Annotated in this window: 12 protein-coding genes; 7 read left to right on the forward strand and 5 right to left on the reverse strand. The window is 64.8% G+C overall.

The genetic code is table 11. The features are described from left to right. The first annotated feature begins 205 nt into the window (after positions 1–205). Positions 206–895, forward strand: coding sequence for a hypothetical protein (locus LVJ94_08670; GenBank protein WXB07309.1), 690 nt, complete (start codon positions 206–208; stop codon positions 893–895). Between the two features lie 53 nt (positions 896–948). Here the strand turns inward: LVJ94_08670 and LVJ94_08675 are convergent, their stop codons facing one another. Beyond that, the gene (locus tag LVJ94_08675; GenBank protein WXB07310.1) at positions 949–1,686 is read right to left on the reverse strand and encodes a metallophosphoesterase; all 738 of its coding nucleotides are present in this window, start codon (positions 1,684–1,686) and stop codon (positions 949–951) included. A 144-nt stretch (positions 1,687–1,830) separates the two neighbouring features. Between LVJ94_08675 and LVJ94_08680 the strand changes: the two genes are divergently transcribed. From LVJ94_08680 to LVJ94_08705, 6 genes are all read left to right on the forward strand, one after another. Further along, the gene (locus LVJ94_08680) at positions 1,831–2,682 is read left to right on the forward strand and encodes a nucleotidyltransferase family protein (protein WXB07311.1); all 852 of its coding nucleotides are present in this window, start codon (positions 1,831–1,833) and stop codon (positions 2,680–2,682) included. Between the two features lie 315 nt (positions 2,683–2,997). Beyond that, a complete protein-coding gene (locus tag LVJ94_08685) occupies positions 2,998–5,988 on the forward strand; it encodes an ATP-binding protein (protein WXB07312.1) in 2,991 nt (996 codons plus the stop codon). Positions 5,989–6,092: 104 nt separating this feature from the next. Then, on the forward strand, positions 6,093–6,521 hold the full coding sequence (locus LVJ94_08690; GenBank protein WXB07313.1) for a hypothetical protein: 429 nt from the start codon (positions 6,093–6,095) through the stop codon (positions 6,519–6,521). 81 nt (positions 6,522–6,602) lie between these two features. Beyond that, entirely contained in the window at positions 6,603–7,868 is a 1,266-nt protein-coding gene (locus tag LVJ94_08695) for a TolC family protein (protein ID WXB07314.1), read from the forward strand. After that, positions 7,865–9,088, forward strand: coding sequence for an efflux RND transporter periplasmic adaptor subunit (locus LVJ94_08700; protein WXB07315.1), 1,224 nt, complete (start codon positions 7,865–7,867; stop codon positions 9,086–9,088). The genes LVJ94_08695 and LVJ94_08700 overlap by 4 nt, the downstream gene beginning before the upstream one ends. Continuing rightward, positions 9,085–12,231, forward strand: coding sequence for a CusA/CzcA family heavy metal efflux RND transporter (locus tag LVJ94_08705; protein WXB07316.1), 3,147 nt, complete (start codon positions 9,085–9,087; stop codon positions 12,229–12,231). The genes LVJ94_08700 and LVJ94_08705 overlap by 4 nt, the downstream gene beginning before the upstream one ends. Here LVJ94_08705 and kdpC read toward each other — a convergent pair. The 4 genes from kdpC to kdpF are packed head-to-tail and all read right to left on the reverse strand — an operon-like array spanning position 12,191 to position 16,855. Further along, positions 12,191–12,814: a potassium-transporting ATPase subunit KdpC gene (kdpC, locus tag LVJ94_08710; GenBank protein ID WXB07317.1), complete on the reverse strand. Its 624-nt coding sequence runs from the start codon at positions 12,812–12,814 to the stop codon at positions 12,191–12,193. The genes LVJ94_08705 and kdpC overlap by 41 nt on opposite strands. A gap of 8 nt (positions 12,815–12,822) precedes the next feature. Beyond that, entirely contained in the window at positions 12,823–15,018 is a 2,196-nt protein-coding gene (gene kdpB / locus LVJ94_08715) for a potassium-transporting ATPase subunit KdpB (protein WXB07318.1), read from the reverse strand. A gap of 2 nt (positions 15,019–15,020) precedes the next feature. Further along, positions 15,021–16,766 carry a potassium-transporting ATPase subunit KdpA gene (gene kdpA / locus LVJ94_08720; protein WXB07319.1) on the reverse strand — a complete coding sequence of 582 codons (1,746 nt, stop codon included), beginning with the start codon at positions 16,764–16,766 and terminating at the stop codon, positions 15,021–15,023. Then, a complete protein-coding gene (kdpF, locus tag LVJ94_08725; protein WXB07320.1) occupies positions 16,766–16,855 on the reverse strand; it encodes a K(+)-transporting ATPase subunit F in 90 nt (29 codons plus the stop codon). The genes kdpA and kdpF overlap by 1 nt, the downstream gene beginning before the upstream one ends. Between the last annotated feature and the right edge of the window lie 353 nt (positions 16,856–17,208).

A 17,208-nucleotide genomic window follows, 5' to 3' on the forward strand; every position in this document is an offset into this window, starting at 1 on the left:
ATTGCAAACCAAAAAGAAGCGTTCCGTGCCGCCTCAAGCCGGATCGTCTTCCCGTCTTCCCGTCTTCCTGTCAATCTCTCTCCTAGGCCCAAGGGTGGGACGTCGTTCGTCCATGTTGGGCGGGGGGCGCGTGATCCTCTTGATGCGATGATGCGAGGAATTTCAATGGTTTAGGCGAGGCACATGCGTTGCAGCGGCGCGGGGCATGAAAGCGGTGACGTCGGCGGTGCTCTTGGTTGGGGCGGCGATGCTTGCGTGTGCATGTTCCGCGAGCGACGCCGGCGGAGAACAGCGTGATGCCGGGACCGAGCCGGATACGTCCGGTTCTACGCCAGATTTTCAAGTCCAGCCGACGGACGTGTACTCGGGATTCGACGGGACGAACACGTTTCATATCCCCTTTGCCGCCTATGGCGCGGGGGCCGATCTCAAGGCCACCGTGGCCGACACCAGCGTCGTGAGCTTGGAGCCGACCACCTTTCAGGGTGACTCTTCGGACACCGGCAGGTGGTACATGCTGACCGCCAAGAAGGTCGGCACCACCAAGGTGACGGTGACCTCGGGCGGGAAGATCAAAGAGGTGAGCGTCACCATCGTCGGCTACGACCAAAGCCGCTTCCAAGCGGGCAAGGCGCGCTACACCACCGCCGACGGCAGCCAGCCCGCCTGCGCCGATTGCCATGCCAAGCAGGATGGGCCAGACCATTCGCCCTACAAGCTGGCCCCGATTCCCGACAACCAGGTCCGCCTCATCATCACCACGGGTATCCTCGACGGCTTCCCCATCAAGGATGTGGAGCAGGGCCATCGCTGGACCCCGAACGCCGACCAGCTCGCAGGCCTCGTCACCTACCTGCGGGCACTACCCCCGCGCGGCTTTGGCGGTACCCCGTAATTTCATTGGCGGGCACGGGCGGACCCGCCACACGTGGGGCGATTGCGCAGCCCTCACAGCTCGAGCACACGGAAGTTCGGGCTCTCGGGCGTGACCGTCCGGAGCAACGGCATGGCCACGTTGTAAATTGGAATGCCCGCGTTCGTGCGGCCCTCGGGGCTGCCATGGTGCGCGTGGCCGTGAAAGAGCGCATCGACGGGATACCGATTCAGCGGTTCGGCCAAACGCCCGCAGCCGAGGTACGGGAAAATCTCCAGAGGCTCGCCCTCGACCGTTTCGCGAATGGGGGCGTAGTGCAAAACGGCAATGCGCCGTTCCGTGCGCAAACGGCTTAGGGCGGACTCGAGCTTGAGCGCCTCGTCGATCGCCTCTTGCACGATGCGCTTGATGGCAGCTTCGCCCCAGCCTCCCAATGTGCCACGGCCGAAGCCGCCGATGAATCCCTTAGTCCCAGCAAAGCCGACGCCGCAGATCTCCACGGCCTCGCCGTCGAGCATCTCCACACCGGCTTGCTCCAAAATGCTGGAAACCTCCTCGGGATGGCCCGACTCGAAATCGTGATTTCCAAGCACGCCCACCTTGGGAATGCGCACCACGCCCAGCTCCTTGGCCAGGATGTGCGCCTCCTCGGCGGTACCGTGATCGGTTAAATCACCGCAGAGAACGAGGACGTCGGCGCGCTCGTTGACGGCCTCGAGCAACGGCGAAATCGTGTGCGTCGACGTCTTTCGGCAGTGCAGATCGCCCACCGCGGCGATGCGCACGCGCGGGCCGGTTTTGATGTCGCTCATGGCCAAATTTCCCGGGGTTGGAGGCACTGCAGTGGGGCAGGACGGAGCAAGATCCTCGCCGAAGCGGTACCGTCGTCGGAGCCCCGCTGGCTCGTGCCTTGCTGGAACCTGCCGCGCGGCACGGACGCCGCAAGCCTCCCCCTCATGAGCTCCTCGCCGCTACACATCCCGCGCTACGCCGAGCGTGCTTGCAGTGCGCCACCGCATGCCTCGCATGTTCTGGTGAGCGAAGCCTTTTATGCGCGCGTCCTCGGTGACCTCACCCACGCCAACGTGCCCTTCCTGGCCGGCGGCTCGTACGCGCTGATGCAGTATTGCCACCTCTTTCGCAAAACGAAGGATCTCGATCTGTTCGTGCGCCGTCGCGACTTGGAGGCCGTTCTGGGCGTGCTTCGGGGCTCCGGCTGTTGGACGGAGGTGCCCTTTCCGCATTGGCTGGCCAAGGCCCATCAGGATGGGCAGTTCGTCGACATCATCTTCAACTCGGGCAATGGCCTCACCGCGGTCGACGACGATTGGTTCGAGCACGCCACCAGCACGACCCTGTTCGGCGTGGACGTACTGCTTTGCCCCATGGAAGAGACGATTTGGTCCAAGTCCTTCGTGATGGAGCGCGAGCGCTTCGACGGCGCCGATATCGCGCACTTGATCGTGGCGCAGGGGCACCGGCTGGATTGGGAGAGACTCCTGAGGCGATTTGCATCGCGCTGGCCGGTGCTATTGGGACACCTGATTTTCTATGGCTTCATTTATCCAGACGAACCCACCGTCCCCGAGTGGGTCATGGAGGAGCTTTTCCGTCGTGCACGGGAAGATGTGGCGCTCCGCCATGCCGTGCGCACGCAGAGGCGGATGTGCCGTGGCACCTTGTTGTCGCGCGAGCAATATTTGCCCGATCTGGGGCGCGGATTCCTCGATGCGCGCCTGCCTCCCTATGGAACTATGAGTGCACACACCATCGCCATCTGGACGGAGGCCATAAGAAAGAATCGTTGAGTTTGATTTCTTTCTCGAGGCTTCACCCCCCGTATTACCCGCAAAGTCGCAAATATCCGGCTGGACAGTGCTTCTGCCACTTCCCGGCGGCGCTGAAGCCGCTTACCCTTGTACTTGCGTCAAAGGGAAGGGGGAACGTGGACTCGTGGGTGGAAGCTCGCGAACTTCGTTCTCCCGTCGGGGGAGATGATGAACAAGGTGCCTACGGGCCAATTTCGAGGAGTGGCGACCATCGGGGGACAAGACCTCAGCGCATCGCGCATTGGAAGCGCGGCAGAGCGGACGACTGACTTCGAAGATCGCGGCAGCGCTGGCGTGTCCGGCGTTCACGGCCGACGCCAGCTTCGCTTTCTGACCGACGTGCGCGAATTGATGGAGAGCCTCGAATCGGCCGAGAGCCCCGAAGACGCCTGCGCCCTGACGGTAGAAGCCCTCGTCGCTGGCGGACGCGACGTGACATGCGCGTTCGCCTATCTGGTGGAGCGAGAGGGAGACCGCAGCCGCCTGGTGGCGCGCTCCGGCCCCGCATGGGTGCACGATGCCACGATCGTGCTGCGCCATACGGCAATGCGTGGTGCGCTGGAAGTCATTGGCGATCTGGATCGGTACTTCGTGGTGCGCGAGCGCACCGCACTCAACGAGGTGCCCCGCATTGGTCTGAGCGTGCCGGCGAAGGAGCCGCGCGGGGACACTCCGCGTGCGATCGTCGTGGTGGGCCTCACCGACCCCGCCTCGTCGCTCGAGGGCGACATGCACGCGTACCTCGACTTGGTGGGGACGCAGCTGGGCAGCCGCATCGGGCGCCTGTACGCCGAAGAGCAACAGCGCGCGCGCTCGCTAGCCTTCGCCACGCGCGACCGCGCGAAGACCGACTTCGTCGGCACCGTGAGCCACGAGTTTCGCACGCCGCTCACCTTGGTGCTCGGCCCCATCGACGACGCCATCGACGACGAGACCTTGCCCAAAGAGCACCGCGCGCGCCTCGGGCTGGTGCGGCGCAACGCGCAGCGCTTGGCCAAGCTGGCCGACACGCTGCTGGACTTCTCCCGTGTGGAGACGGGGCGCGTGGACGCCGTCTTTCACGAGGTCGATCTGCCCGCGCTCACCGCGGATCTGGCGAGCGCCTTTCGCTCGGCCATCGAGAAGGCGGGGCTGCGCCTCGCCGTGGACCTGTCGCCCATGCGCGAGGCCACGTTCGTCGACCACGACATGTGGGAGAAGATCGTCCTCAATTTGCTGTCGAACGCGCTCAAGTTCACCTTCGAGGGCGAGATCTGCCTCTCCTTGCGTGAGCGCAGTGGCCACATCGAGTTGTGCGTGAAGGACACCGGCAACGGCATCCCCGAGGCGGAGATCGGCCGCGTGTTCGAGCGCTTCCATCAGGTGAGCGGCGTGCGCGGTCGCACGCAAGAGGGAACGGGCATCGGCCTCGCGCTGGTCAAAGACCTGGTGAAGATCCACGGCGGCGACATCGGCGTCGCCAGCCAATTGGGCGTGGGCACCACGTTCACGGTGACGATCCCCACGGGCTCGTTGCACCTTCCCCAAAGCCGTGTGAACCGCCAGCAGACGTCGGCGCGCGCATCGGCGGGCGTGGCCACCTACGTGGAGGAGGCGCTGCGATGGCTTCCGGCTTCGGACGAGAAAACGCCGTCCACCCTGCCGCCCGTCTCCGTCGCGGGGGCGGTCGCCGCCGCTGCTGCTCCAGCCCGCGCACGGATCTTGTTGGCCGATGACAATGCCGACATTCGCTCGTACATGTCGCGTCTGCTCGGCAAGCACTGGGACGTGACCGCGGTGGCCGATGGCCAAGCCGCTCTGGAAGCCGCCCGCGCGAACCGTCCCGATTTGATCCTGAGCGACGTCATGATGCCGCGCCTCGATGGCTTCGGGTTGATCCGCGCCATCCGTGAGGATTCGCGGTTGAAGACCACGCCGGTCATCCTGCTCACGGCGCGGGCCGGGCAGGAGTCCACCGTCGAGGGCTTTGCCGCCGGCGCCGACGACTACGTGCTCAAGCCGTTCTCCGCGCGGGAGTTGGTGGCGCGGGTGCGCACGCACCTGGAGCTTTCCAACGTGCGGCGGCAATCCGAGATGGAGCAAGAGACGGCGCGCACGCACGCCGAGCGGCTCAATCGGATGAAGGACGAGTTCTTGGCCACGGTCTCGCACGAGCTGCGCACGCCGCTGCAGGCCATCCTCGGTTGGGTGAAGCTCCTGAGCGATGGCCAGGTGAAGCCCGAACGCGTGGCCAAGGCCATCGACGTCATCGAGCGCAACGCGCGGGCGCAGGCGCAGTTGATCGAGGACATCCTCGACGTGTCGCGCATCATAGCCGGCAAGATTCGGCTGGATCTGAAGCCTGTCGACATGGTCTCCGTGGTGAACGGGGCCATCGACACCGTGCGGCCCGCCGCGCAGAAGAAGCAAATCGAGATCGTCGCGACCCTGGGGCCGGCGCTCGGCGGCGTCGTGGGCGACGCGGACCGGCTGCAGCAGGTGGTGTGGAACCTCTTGTCGAACGCGGTGAAGTTCACGCCGGCGGGCGGCAAGGTTGGCATCATCGCCACGGTCAACCGAGGCCGGGTCGAGGTGCGGGTGACGGACACCGGCGAGGGCATCAACCCGGCCTTCCTGCCGCACGTGTTCGAGCGATTCCGCCAGGCCGACGGCACGACCACGCGCTCGCAAGGTGGTCTCGGTTTGGGGCTGGCCATCGTGCGGCACATCGTGGAACTCCACGGCGGCACCGTGGAGGCGGACAGCGAGGGCTCCGGCAAGGGCGCCAGCTTCGCCGTGAACCTGCCGGTGCGCACCTTGATGTCGACCGCGCGCTTCGCGGAGCGGGATTCGGGCACGCACCCGACGGCCGCGGTCGCGCGCCGCCTCGACGGAAAGCGCATCTTGGTGGTCGACGACGAAGAGGACGCGCGGGACCTTCTGATGGAGGTTCTCAAGGAAAACGGCGCCGAGTCGCGCGGTGCGCGCAGTGTGGCGGAGGCGCTCGCGCTGGTGGACGAGTTCCGTCCGGACGTGATCCTGTCGGACATTGGGATGCCGGTCGACGATGGGTACACGTTGATTCGGCGGCTCCGTGCCATCGAGGCCGAGCGCCAGTCGCCGCCGATCCCGGCCATGGCGCTCACGGCCTACGCGCGCGAAGCCGATCGCCGCATGGCCTTGGAAGCGGGCTACCAGGTGCATGTGCCCAAGCCGGTCGAACCGTCGGCCTTGGTCGAAGCCATTGCGCGCTGGGCGACGCCTCCCGCGGCGGAGGAGCCATTGAAAGAGACCGGCACGACCTGAGATTCGAGCCGGTTCGGTTCGCTTTCCGCCCCGGGGCAAAAGCCCAATGGACTGGTCTTCCTCGCGAAATAGGCCTAAGTCCTAACGAGGTAAGCGTGCAGCGGATGCGAGCCAGAACGAAGCGTCGATGGCGAGAAATCGCAGGCGCACTGGCCTGCGCGCTGCTCGTGCTGACGGTCCTTTCGGGCACCGTGCAAGCGGGGCAGCGCTATTTCTTTTGCGCGGCGATGGGGCTGATGACCTCGAATCCGTGCCGCGTGCAGGCGGTACCGGACTCCGAGGCCGAGCGCGTAACCGTGCAGCACATGGATTGCTGCGAGACGATGACCTTGCCCCAGGTGCCCGACGGCGCTCGGGGCGAGGTGCCGGAAATCCCCGCGGCCAGCATCGTGGCCGTCGTGCCGGTGGCGCCGCATGGAGTCGAGGTTTCCGCGCCCAACATCGATGCCTCGGTGCGCGCGCGTTGGCGCGTGCACGTGCCACCAAGGCCACCGAACGAGCGCCGTGCGCAGTTGATGGTCTTCCTGACATGAGATGACCCGCGGGGCCCTCGAGGGCTTCGCGTGCGTGCGTCATCTCGTGTGTCTCTGTGAATTTTTCACGGTGAGGAAGCCATGCAAACGGGTTTGGCCGCGACGTTGATCGCGGGATATGTGTGCGCGTTGGCGAATACCGCCTTCGCGCAAGAGGGTAGTCCGGTTTTGGAACGCGCCGCCTACGTGCGCGCGGTGTTGGAGCACAATCCATCGATTGCGTCGGCGCAGCAAGGTTGGCGTGCGGCATCGGCGCGCGTGCGCCAATCGGGCGTGTTCGACGACCCGATGGTGGACCTTCGCATGGCACCGCTGTCGATTGGCGCCTCGCATGCGCCCTTCGGGTACGAAGCGGCCATCAGCCAGCGCCTGCCATGGCCGGGGAAACTCGGTTTCGAAGAGGCAGTGGCCAAAGCCGAGGCCGAGGCCGCGCGAAATGATGTCCAAGCCGTGCGCCGTGAAGTCGCGTTTTCGGCAGCCGTCCTGTACGACCAGTACTTCGTCAGCGTGCGCTCGCTCGAGGTGAACGAGCAGCACATTGCCCTGATGCGCACCCTGAAGGCGGGCGCGCTGGCGCAACTGGCCAGCGGGCGCGGCTCGGCGCAGGATCCTTTGCAAGCCGAGGCGGAGCTCACCCACCTGGAGCACGACGCGGTCATTCTCGCCTCCGAGCGCGATGTCGTCGTAGCGCAGATGAACGAGCTCCTCCACCGCGCGCCCGAGAGCCCGTTGCCCCCGCCGGTGCGGGATCTCGCCTTGCCGAATGCGCGCGACACGGCCGGCGGCGATGCGAAGCGACTCGGCGAGCAAGCTGTCGCGCAGCGGCCGGAAATCCGAGCCGCGCTTCAGCGCGCGCACGCCGAGGAAGCCCGCGCCGCACGTGCCCGGCGCGAGTCGTACCCCGATGTGACCGTGTCGACCTCGTACAATTCGATGTGGGACATGCCCGAGCACCGCTGGATGGTGGGGCTCGGCTTCAATCTGCCGCTGCAGTTCGGCAAGCGCGCCGGTGCCGTGGAGGAGGCCAACGCCGCGCGCGCACGCTTCGAAAACGATGCCGCGTCCCTTTCGGACAAGGCCCGCACCGAGGTGGCCGTCGCGCGAAAGCGCCTCGAGGAGTCCTACCACGTGCTGCACCTCTTCGAGGAGCGCCTGCTTCCGGTAGCTCGCGACCAGATTGACGCCGCACGCGCGGGGTTCATTGCATCGCGCAACGAGTTCGTGGCGGTCATCGCCGCCGAGAAGAACCTCCGCAGCGTGGAGCTCGAGTACCAAATGGCCCGCGCCAACTGCGATCGCCGCCGCGCGGAGCTGGATCGCGCGCTGGGCAAGGAGGTGACGCCATGAGCCGTCGTCGCATCGCATCCATCGTCTTCGTCGCGGTCCTCGCGTTTCTCGGCGCGGTCTTTCACCGGCCTCTCGTGGCGTGGTTTTCTGGCGCAGGTCCGGAACACGCCGCCGAGCCCGAGGCCTCCGCCGCGGACATCGATCACTACACGTGCTCCATGCATCCGTCGGTGCACCAGCACGGGCCCGGCAAGTGCCCGATCTGCGGCATGGATCTCATTCCCGTCCTGAAGGGCGAGCCGCAGCAGGGACTCGTGACCATCGACGACGCGCGCCGCCAACTCATTGGCGTGCGCACGGAGCCCGTCGTCTCGGGCCCGATGCGCGATGCGTTTCGCGCCGTCGGCCGGGTCACCTACGACGAAGCGTCGCTCGCCGATGTCAACCTCAAGGTGCGCGGCTGGATCACGCAGCTCCAGGTCAATCAAACCGGGCAGCGTGTGGCCGCGGGGCAGACACTCTTCACCATGTACAGCCCGGAGCTGTACAACGCGCAGCAGGACTTCCTTCTCGCCGTGCAGGCCTCGCAGGCCGAATCGCTGCGTGTGGCGGCGCGCCAGCGCCTGCGGCTCCTCGGCATGACGGACGCGCAGATCGACACGGTCGCCAAGAAGGGCACACCGATGGAAAGCGTGACCGTGCCTTCCCCCGCGGGCGGCTTCGTCATCGAAAAGAACGTCGTCGAAGGCGCCTCGGTCGATCCCGGGATGCGCCTGTTTCGCATCGCGGCGCTCGACAAAGTATGGATCGAGGCCGACGTCTACGAGGCCGATCTGCCGCACGTGCGCGTCGGACAATCGGCCAAGGTCACCCTCGATTACCTTCCAGGCCGCTCGTACGACGCCAAGGTCGGCTACGTCTACCCGTACCTCGAGTCGAAGTCGCGCACCGGGCGCGTTCGTGTGGTGCTCACCAACCGAGGCCTCGAGCTCCGGCCGGGCATGTACGCGAGCGTCTCCCTCGCCGCCGACGTCGGGTCGAAGGTGCAAATTCCCTCGGCCGCCGTCGTGTACACCGGCCCGCGGCGCCTCGTGTTCGTCGACGAGGGCCAGGGGCGGTTTCGCCCGCAGGAGATCCACGTCGGCACCGAAGCCGACGGCATGTACGAAGTGCTCGATGGGTTGAAGCCCGGCGACGTCGTGGCCACCTCGGGCGTCTTTCTCATTGCCGCCGAAGCCCGCATCCGCACGGCCGCCAAGTACTGGGAGAACACGCCATGATCGCGCGCCTCATTGCTGCCTGCGCGCGCCGCCCTTTCCTGACCATTCTCCTCGTCGTCGCCTTCTCCGCATGGGGCGTGGCGGCGCTGCGCCAAGCTCCGCTCGACGCGATTCCCGATCTTTCCGATGTCCAAGTCATCGTCTTCACGGAGTGGATGGGCCAAAGTCCCGATTTGGTCGAAGACCAAGTGACCTATCCCATCACGGCGGCGCTCCTTTCGGCGCCCAAAGTGCAAGCGGTGCGTGGAACGTCGATGTTTGGCATGTCGTTCGTCAATGTCATCTTCGAGGACGGAACGGACATCTATTGGGCGCGAAGCCGCGTGCTCGAGTACATGAGCTCCGCGCGCGCGAAACTGCCACAGGGCGTGAACCCGACCCTCGGCCCCGACGCCACCGGGGTGGGCTGGGTCTTCGAATATGCGCTCGTCGACAAAAGCGGCAAACACGATTTGCAGGAACTGCGCGCGCTGCAAGATTGGAATCTGCGCTATTCCCTCGCCAGCGTACCTGGCGTCGCCGAGGTGGCGAGCGTGGGCGGGCACGTGAAGCAGTATCAGGTGAACGTCGACCCCAACAAGCTGCTCGGCTACGGCATTTCCATGGACGAAGTCGTTCGCGCCGTCCGCGCCTCGAACCAGGAGGTGGGCGGTCGCGTGCTCGAAATCGCGGGTCACGAGCAGATCGTCCGCGGGCGCGGGTACGTGAAGAAGCCCGACGACATCGGCCAGAGCCCGATCAAAGTCGTCGAGGGAACGCCCATCCGCGTGAAAGACGTGGCCCGCGTCAGCATCGGTCCAGACATCCGGCGCGGCCTGACCGAGCTCAATGGCGAAGGCGAAGCCCCCGGCGGCGTCGTCATCATGCGCTACGGCGAAAATGCACTTTCCGTCATCGAGGGCGTCAAAGAACGATTGCGCGAAATCGAAAAAGGCCTGCCCGAGGGGGTCAAGGTCGTGGTCACCTACGACCGCTCGGAGCTCATCGAAGAATCGGTGAAAACGCTCCGCCGCACGCTCGTCGAGGAAATGATTGTCGTCAGTATCGTGATTTTCGTCTTTCTGCTGCACGTGCGCAGCGCGCTCATTCCCATTTTGACCTTGCCACTGGGCGTGCTGCTCGCATTCATTCCCATGCGCGAACAGCACCTGACGGCAAACATCATGTCCTTGGGCGGCATCGCCGTGGCCATCGGCGCCATGGTGGACGCATCGATCATCATCATCGAGAACATTCACAAGAAGGTTCACGAGTGGGACGAGGGCGGTCGCTATGGCACGCGCACCGACGCCATCATCCGCGCGATGCAGGAGGTGGGGCCGTCGATCTTCTTTTCGCTCCTGGTCATCACCATATCGTTCTTGCCCGTCTTTACCTTGGAGGCCACGGAGGGGCGGCTATTCAAACCGCTCGCGTTCACCAAAACGTATTCCATTGGCTTTGCAGCGGTGCTGGCGGTCACGCTGACCCCGGCGCTCGCCGTGCTCTTCATTCGAGGCAAGATCCACGACGAAATGAAGAATCCTCTGAACCGCTGGCTCACGGCAGCGTATGCGCCGGTGGTGCGCTTCGTGGTCGCGCATCGCTGGAAGGTCATCACCCTGGCGATTCTCGCGATGCTTGGTACGGTCCCCGCGCTGTTTCGCCTGAGCAACGAGTTCATGCCGCCGCTCAACGAAGGAGTGCTCCTCTACATGCCCACCGCGCCGCCCGGCATGTCCGAGAACGAGGCCAGTGTGCTGCTGCAGGCCATGGACCGCGAGCTGAAGAAGTTTCCCGAGGTGGTGAGCGTCTTCGGCAAGGAAGGGCGCGCCGAAAGCCCCACCGATCCCGCGCCGCTCGGGATGGCGGAGGTCACCGTCGTGCTGAAACCTCGCGCGCAATGGCGAAAGGGCCTCACCTGGGATGGCCTCTTGAAAGAAATGGACGAAAAGCTGCGCTTGCCCGGCATGCCCAATGTCTGGTGGATGCCCATCCAAACGCGCACCGAGATGCTCGCCACCGGCGTGCGAAGCCCCCTCGGCATCGAGGTGTTCGGCGACGATCTCGACGCCATCGAGAAAGCCGCCATCTCCGTCGAGCGCGCGGTGGCCAAGGTGCCCGGCACGCGCAGCGCCTTCGCCGAGCGCTCGACGGGCGGCTTCTACATCGACTTCGAAGTGGACCGCGAAGAAGCCGGCCGGCACGGTCTCTCCGTACAGGACGTCAACATGGTCGTCGCCCAGTCCATCGGCGGCGAGAACGTCTCCGAGACCGTCGAAGGCCGCCAGCGCTTTCCCATCAACGTCCGCTACGCGCGCGAGTTCCGCGACGATCCCGAGATCCTCGGCCGCACCCTCATCGGGACCCCCGACGGCGCGCAGATCCCGCTGTCGCAGGTGGCCAAGATCCACAGCCGCCTCGGGCCCCCGATGATTCGAAGCGAGGGAGGAAAACTCGTCGGCTTCGTCTTCGTGGACACCGATCGACCGATTGCCGATTACGTGGCCGAGGCCAAACAGGTCGTCGCACGCGATGCCCAACTTCCTCCGGGGACGCGCCTTTCATGGGTGGGGCAATTCAAATATTTCGAGCGGGCCAAGGAGCGCCTCCAATGGGTCATCCCGCTCACGCTCGGAATCGTGTGCATGCTTCTCTATTTCAATACGAAGTCCGTCACCGAGACGTTCATCGTCATGCTCGCCGTCCCGTTCTCGTTGATCGGCGCTATTTGGCTATTGTACTTCCTCCACTACAACGTCAGCGTGGCCGTATGGGTTGGCATCATCGCGCTGGCCGGCCTCGATGCGGAAACGGGGGTGGTCATGCTGCTCTATCTGACCCTCGCGCACGATCGCTCCGAGCGCGAGGGACGTCTGCGCACGCACGAGGATCTCACCGAGGCCATCGTCGAGGGCGCGGCCAAGCGCTTGCGGCCGAAGCTCATGACGGTGGCGACCATGATCATCGGCCTCGTGCCCGTGCTCTGGAGCACCGGCACGGGGGCCGACGTCATGAAGCGCATTGCGGCACCGATGGTCGGCGGGCTGGTGACCTCGTTCTTGCTCGAGCTCACCGTATACCCCGCTATTTTTGCGATTTGGAAACGGAGAGGCTTGATCGCTAAAGAGAATCCAATGCCAAGTTCAACTCCAGCACATTGACGGCGGGCTCGCCTAGAATGCCCAGATCGCGACCCTGCGTGTGCGCGGCCACCAACTCGCGCACCCTGGCCTCCGGAATGCCGCGTGCACGGGCCACGCGGCGTACCTGGTATTCGGCCGCCGCGGGGCTGATGTGCGGATCGAGCCCGCTGCCCGAGCCGGTGACGAGATCGACCGGGACGGGCGCGTCGTTCCCGGGATCGGCCTCGCGCAGCGCATCGATGCGGGCCTGCGCGGCCTTGGTCTCGGCCTCGTTCGTGGGGCCGAGGTTCGCCGGGGACGATGCCCCCGCGTTGTACGCCGCGGGGGACGTGGCCGAAATCCGACCCCAGAAGTGCTTCGGATCCTCGAACGACTGGCCGATCAGATGGGACCCCACGACCTTGCCGTCCTTCACGATGAGGCTTCCCTCGGCCTTGTCCTTGAAGAACGTTTGCGCGATCCCCGTCACGAACAGCGGATAGATGACGCCGGTGATCACGGTCAGGATGACGAGCATGCCCGTCGCCTGCACGAGTTGGCGCGCGAAGGACGGTTGTGCGTCCGGTTTGTCTTCGAGAGCGGTATTCGCAGAGGCAGTCATGGCAGCACTCACGTGAGGTGGAGAACGACGAGGATCAAATCGATGGCCTTGATTCCGATGAACGGAATGACGATGCCACCGAGCCCGTAGATGAGGAGGTTGCGCTGCAAAAGCGCACCCGCCCCCATCGGCTTGTAGGGGATCCCGCGCAGTGCCAGCGGGATGAGGAAGATGATGACCAGCGCGTTGAAGATGACCGCGCTCATGATGGCGCTCGCCGGCGTGGCCAGATGCATGACATTGAGCTTGTCCAACTGCGGATACGTCACCGCGAAGGCCGCCGGGATGATGGCGAAGTACTTCGCAATGTCGTTTGCGATGCTGAACGTGGTGAGCGCACCGCGCGTCATGAGCATCTGTTTGCCAATTTCGACGATCTCGATGAGCTTCGTCGGGTTCGAGTCGAGGTCGACCATGTTGCCGGCCTCTTTCGCGGCCTGCGTTCCGGAGTTCATCGCCACGGCCACGTCGGCCTGGGCCAGCGCGGGCGCGTCGTTGGTTCCGTCGCCGGTCATCGCGACCAGGCGCCCGCCCGCTTGGTGCTCTCGGATCAATTTGAGCTTGGCCTCGGGGGTGGCTTCCGCCAGGAAGTCATCGACCCCCGATTCGGCGGCAATGGCGGCCGCGGTGAGCGGGTTGTCGCCGGTGATCATCACCGTCTTGATGCCCATGCGGCGCAACTCGGCGAAGCGCTCCTTGATGCCGCCTTTGACGATGTCCTTCAACTCGATGACACCGACGACCTTCGCACCATCCGCGACGACCAGCGGGGTGCCGCCTTTCTTCGCGATGTCCTTCACCGTGGTCTGCACGGCCTCGGGGAAGATGGTGCCCTTGGCCTTGACGTAGGCCTCGATGGCCTCCGAGGCACCCTTGCGAAGCTGCCGTCCGTCGGCGTCGACGCCGCTCATGCGGGTCTGCGCCGTAAAGGGCACGAACGTCGCGCCGAGATCGTGCAGGTTGCGCTCGCGAAGGCCGTATTTCTCCTTGGCGAGAACGACGATGCTGCGCCCCTCGGGCGTCTCGTCGGCAAGCGACGAGAGCTGCGCGGCATCGGCGAGTTCCGCCTCCGACACGCCGGGGGCCGGGTGGAACTTCGTCGCCTGGCGGTTGCCGAGCGTGATGGTGCCGGTCTTGTCGAGCAAGAGCACGTCCACGTCGCCGGCGGCCTCCACCGCGCGACCCGAGGTGGCGATGACGTTGGCCTGAATCATCCGATCCATGCCGGCGATGCCAATCGCCGAGAGCAATCCGCCGATGGTCGTCGGAATGAGGCACACGAGCAGCGCGACGAGCACCGTCACACTGACGACCTGGCCCGCGCCCGCCGCTTTTACGCTGTATGCCGAGAACGGCAGCAACGTCACGGTGGCGAGCAAAAAGATGATCGTCAATTTGGCCAGCAGAATGTTCAGCGCGATCTCGTTGGGGGTCTTCTGGCGTTTGGCGCCTTCGACCATCGAGATCATGCGGTCGAGGAAGGTCTCGCCCGGGTTGGCCGCCACGCGCACGACGATCCAGTCCGAGAGCACCTGCGTGCCGGCGACGACCGCACTGCGATCACCACCGCTCTCGCGGATGACCGGTGCGCTCTCGCCGGTGATGGCGGCCTCGTTGACCGAGGCCACACCCTCGATGATGTCGCCGTCGCAGGGGATGTCATCGCCCGCCTCGATGAGGACCACATCGCCTTTGCGCAAGGTGGCCGACGAAACGATGCTGTATTTGGCTTCGCGGCGCGCATCGGCCAGCTTTTTGGCCTGGGTGTCTTTGCGGGCATTGCGAAGAGCATCGGCTTGGGCTTTGCCGCGCCCCTCGGCCATCGCTTCGGCGAAGTTGGCAAAGAGCACGGTGAACCAAAGCCACGCCGAGACCGCGGCGATGAAGCCCGCGGGGGCTTCGCCGTGGCCCACCAGGGCCTGGACGAAGAGCAAGGTGGTGAGCGCGCTCCCGACCTCGACCACGAACATCACCGGGTTCTTGACCTGGTGCCGCGGGTCGAGCTTCACGAACGATTCGACGATGGCGCGCTTGACGATGTCCACCTCGAACAGCTTGCGCGGGGCCGAACCACCGCGGGCGGGGGAGATCCCCGCGCGGGCCGCTTGGTGGGCTTCTTTTTTACCCTGCGCGGCAATCTGCGAGATGCGGCCGGACGGTGCCGGCTCCGGAATGGATGGCAACGAAGGTGAATTGGTGCTCATGGTCAAGATCCCAATGCGAGGAGATGCTCGACGATCGGCCCGAGGGCCAACGCCGGAATGAAGGTGAGCGCGCCAACGATGACGATCGTACCCACGAGCATGGCGACGAAGAGGGGCGTGTGCGTGGGCAACGTCCCGCTGGTCTGGGGGACGATTTTCTTTTTCGCGAGGGCGCCCGCGGCGGCCAATACGGGAATCATCAGCCAGAAGCGCGAGAGGAACATGCATATCCCGAGCAGCGTGTTGTAAAACGGGGTATTGGCGGAAAGGCCGCCGAATGCGCTGCCGTTGTTGTTGGACGCCGACGACAGCGCATAAAGTATTTCACTGAAGCCGTGCGCGGATGGATTGAGTGGCCCTTTCTGGCCTGCCTCGGTGGTGCATGCGATGGCGGTCCCGACGAGGACGAGCGCGCAGGGAACGAGGATGGCAATGGAGGCCATCTTCATCTCGTAAGCCTCGATCTTCTTGCCCAAGTACTCGGGGGTGCGGCCCACCATGAGCCCCGCGACGAAGACCGCCACGATGGCGAACATGACCATGCCGTAAAGCCCGCAGCCGACGCCGCCGAAGATGATTTCGCCGAGCTGCATGAGCCACATCGGGACGAGACCGCCCAGTGGCGTCAGCGAATCGTGCGCCGCATTGACCGATCCGTTCGAGGCCGCAGTGGTGGCCGCTGCCCAGAGTCCGGAGTTGGTGATGCCGAAGCGAATCTCTTTGCCCTCCATGTTTCCGCCGGAGGACAGCGCGCTCGCGGCCTGATCGATGGGCAGGTGCGCCAGCGCCGGGTTTCCGCTCTGCTCTTGATAGATGCAGAAGAAGAGCAGCGGAACGAAGATGACGTACATCGCCGCGAGCAGCGCCCAACCCTGCCGCGGATCCTTCACCATCTTGCCGAAGGTGTGGCAGAGCGCGGCGGAGAGAATCAGAATGGAGAAGACCTCGAGAAAGTTCGACAGCCCGGTGGGATTCTCGAACGGGTGGGCGGAGTTGGCATTGAAGAAGCCGCCGCCATTGGTCCCGAGTTGCTTGATCGCAATTTGCGAAGCGGCCGGCCCCAATGCGATGACTTGATCGACGACGCTCTTGCCGTCGGCATCCTTGGTGGCTTCGGCCAGGGTTGCGGACGCGTAGCTGCTGAAGGTCTGCACCACGCCCTGCGAAACGAGGAGCACCGCGAGAAGGAGGGAAAGCGGTAGCAATACGTACAGCGTGCTGCGCGTGAGATCCGTCCAGAAATTGCCGATGGTCGAGGCCGACTTGCGCGTGAAGCCGCGGATGAGCGCGACCAGCACGGCCATACCCACGGCGGCCGAAACGAAGTTCTGCACGTTGAGGCCGAGCATCTGCGTGAGGTAGCTCATCGTGCTTTCGCCGCCGTAGCCCTGCCAATTCGTATTGGTGCCGAAGCTAATGGCGGTGTTGAACGACGAGTCGGGGGTCACGGCGCCGAAGCCCTGCGGGTTGGCGGGCAGCACTCCCTGGATGCGCTGGAGCAGGTAGACGACGAAGATGCCGACGAGGTTGAAGAGCATCGACGCGACCGCGTAGGTCTTCCAGGTCATCTCCTTCGTGGGATCGATCCCGAGTACGCGGTAAATGAGCCTCTCCACGGGCCCGAGGACCTTCTGCGCCACCGTGGCCTCGCCCGTGTACACGCGGGCCATGTAGTCGCCGAGCGGCTTCGAGAGGACCGCAAGCAAAACCAAATACAAAAGGAGCTGAAAGATGCCATTGGTGGTCATCAGAACTTCTCCGGCTTAAGCATCGCGAACGCGAGGTAAACGAGGAGGCCGGCCGACAACACGGCCCCCACGAGTTGGAAAGCAGTCATGGCGAGCTCCTTCTCTCAGACCCGTTCGCAGAGGTGCATGAGCGCGAGTGTGGTGCCGAAGAGCACCACCGTTAGGCCTATGAAAATGATGTCCATGGGGGACCGAGCTCCTCTTTCTCCGGCGCGTGGTGGCCGGGACAACAGCGTGCGCAACTTAGGTCGGCCGAAATCAAGGACTCATAAAGAGGGGCCTACACCGCATTAAGATTTCATTAACGAGCGCCCGACCTGTTCACTCAGGCCTCGGCGGCCTTCGTAGGCCTCATCTGCCATCGATTCCTCACTCTTCCGCCGGTTCAATGAACGGTATTTCGTTCAGTCGGCGTCGCTGTAAGCAGTGCGAAAATGCCCGA

This window comes from Sorangiineae bacterium MSr11367 (assembly GCA_037157805.1).
Classification (GTDB): domain Bacteria; phylum Myxococcota_A; class Polyangia; order Polyangiales; family Polyangiaceae; genus Pendulispora; species Pendulispora rubella.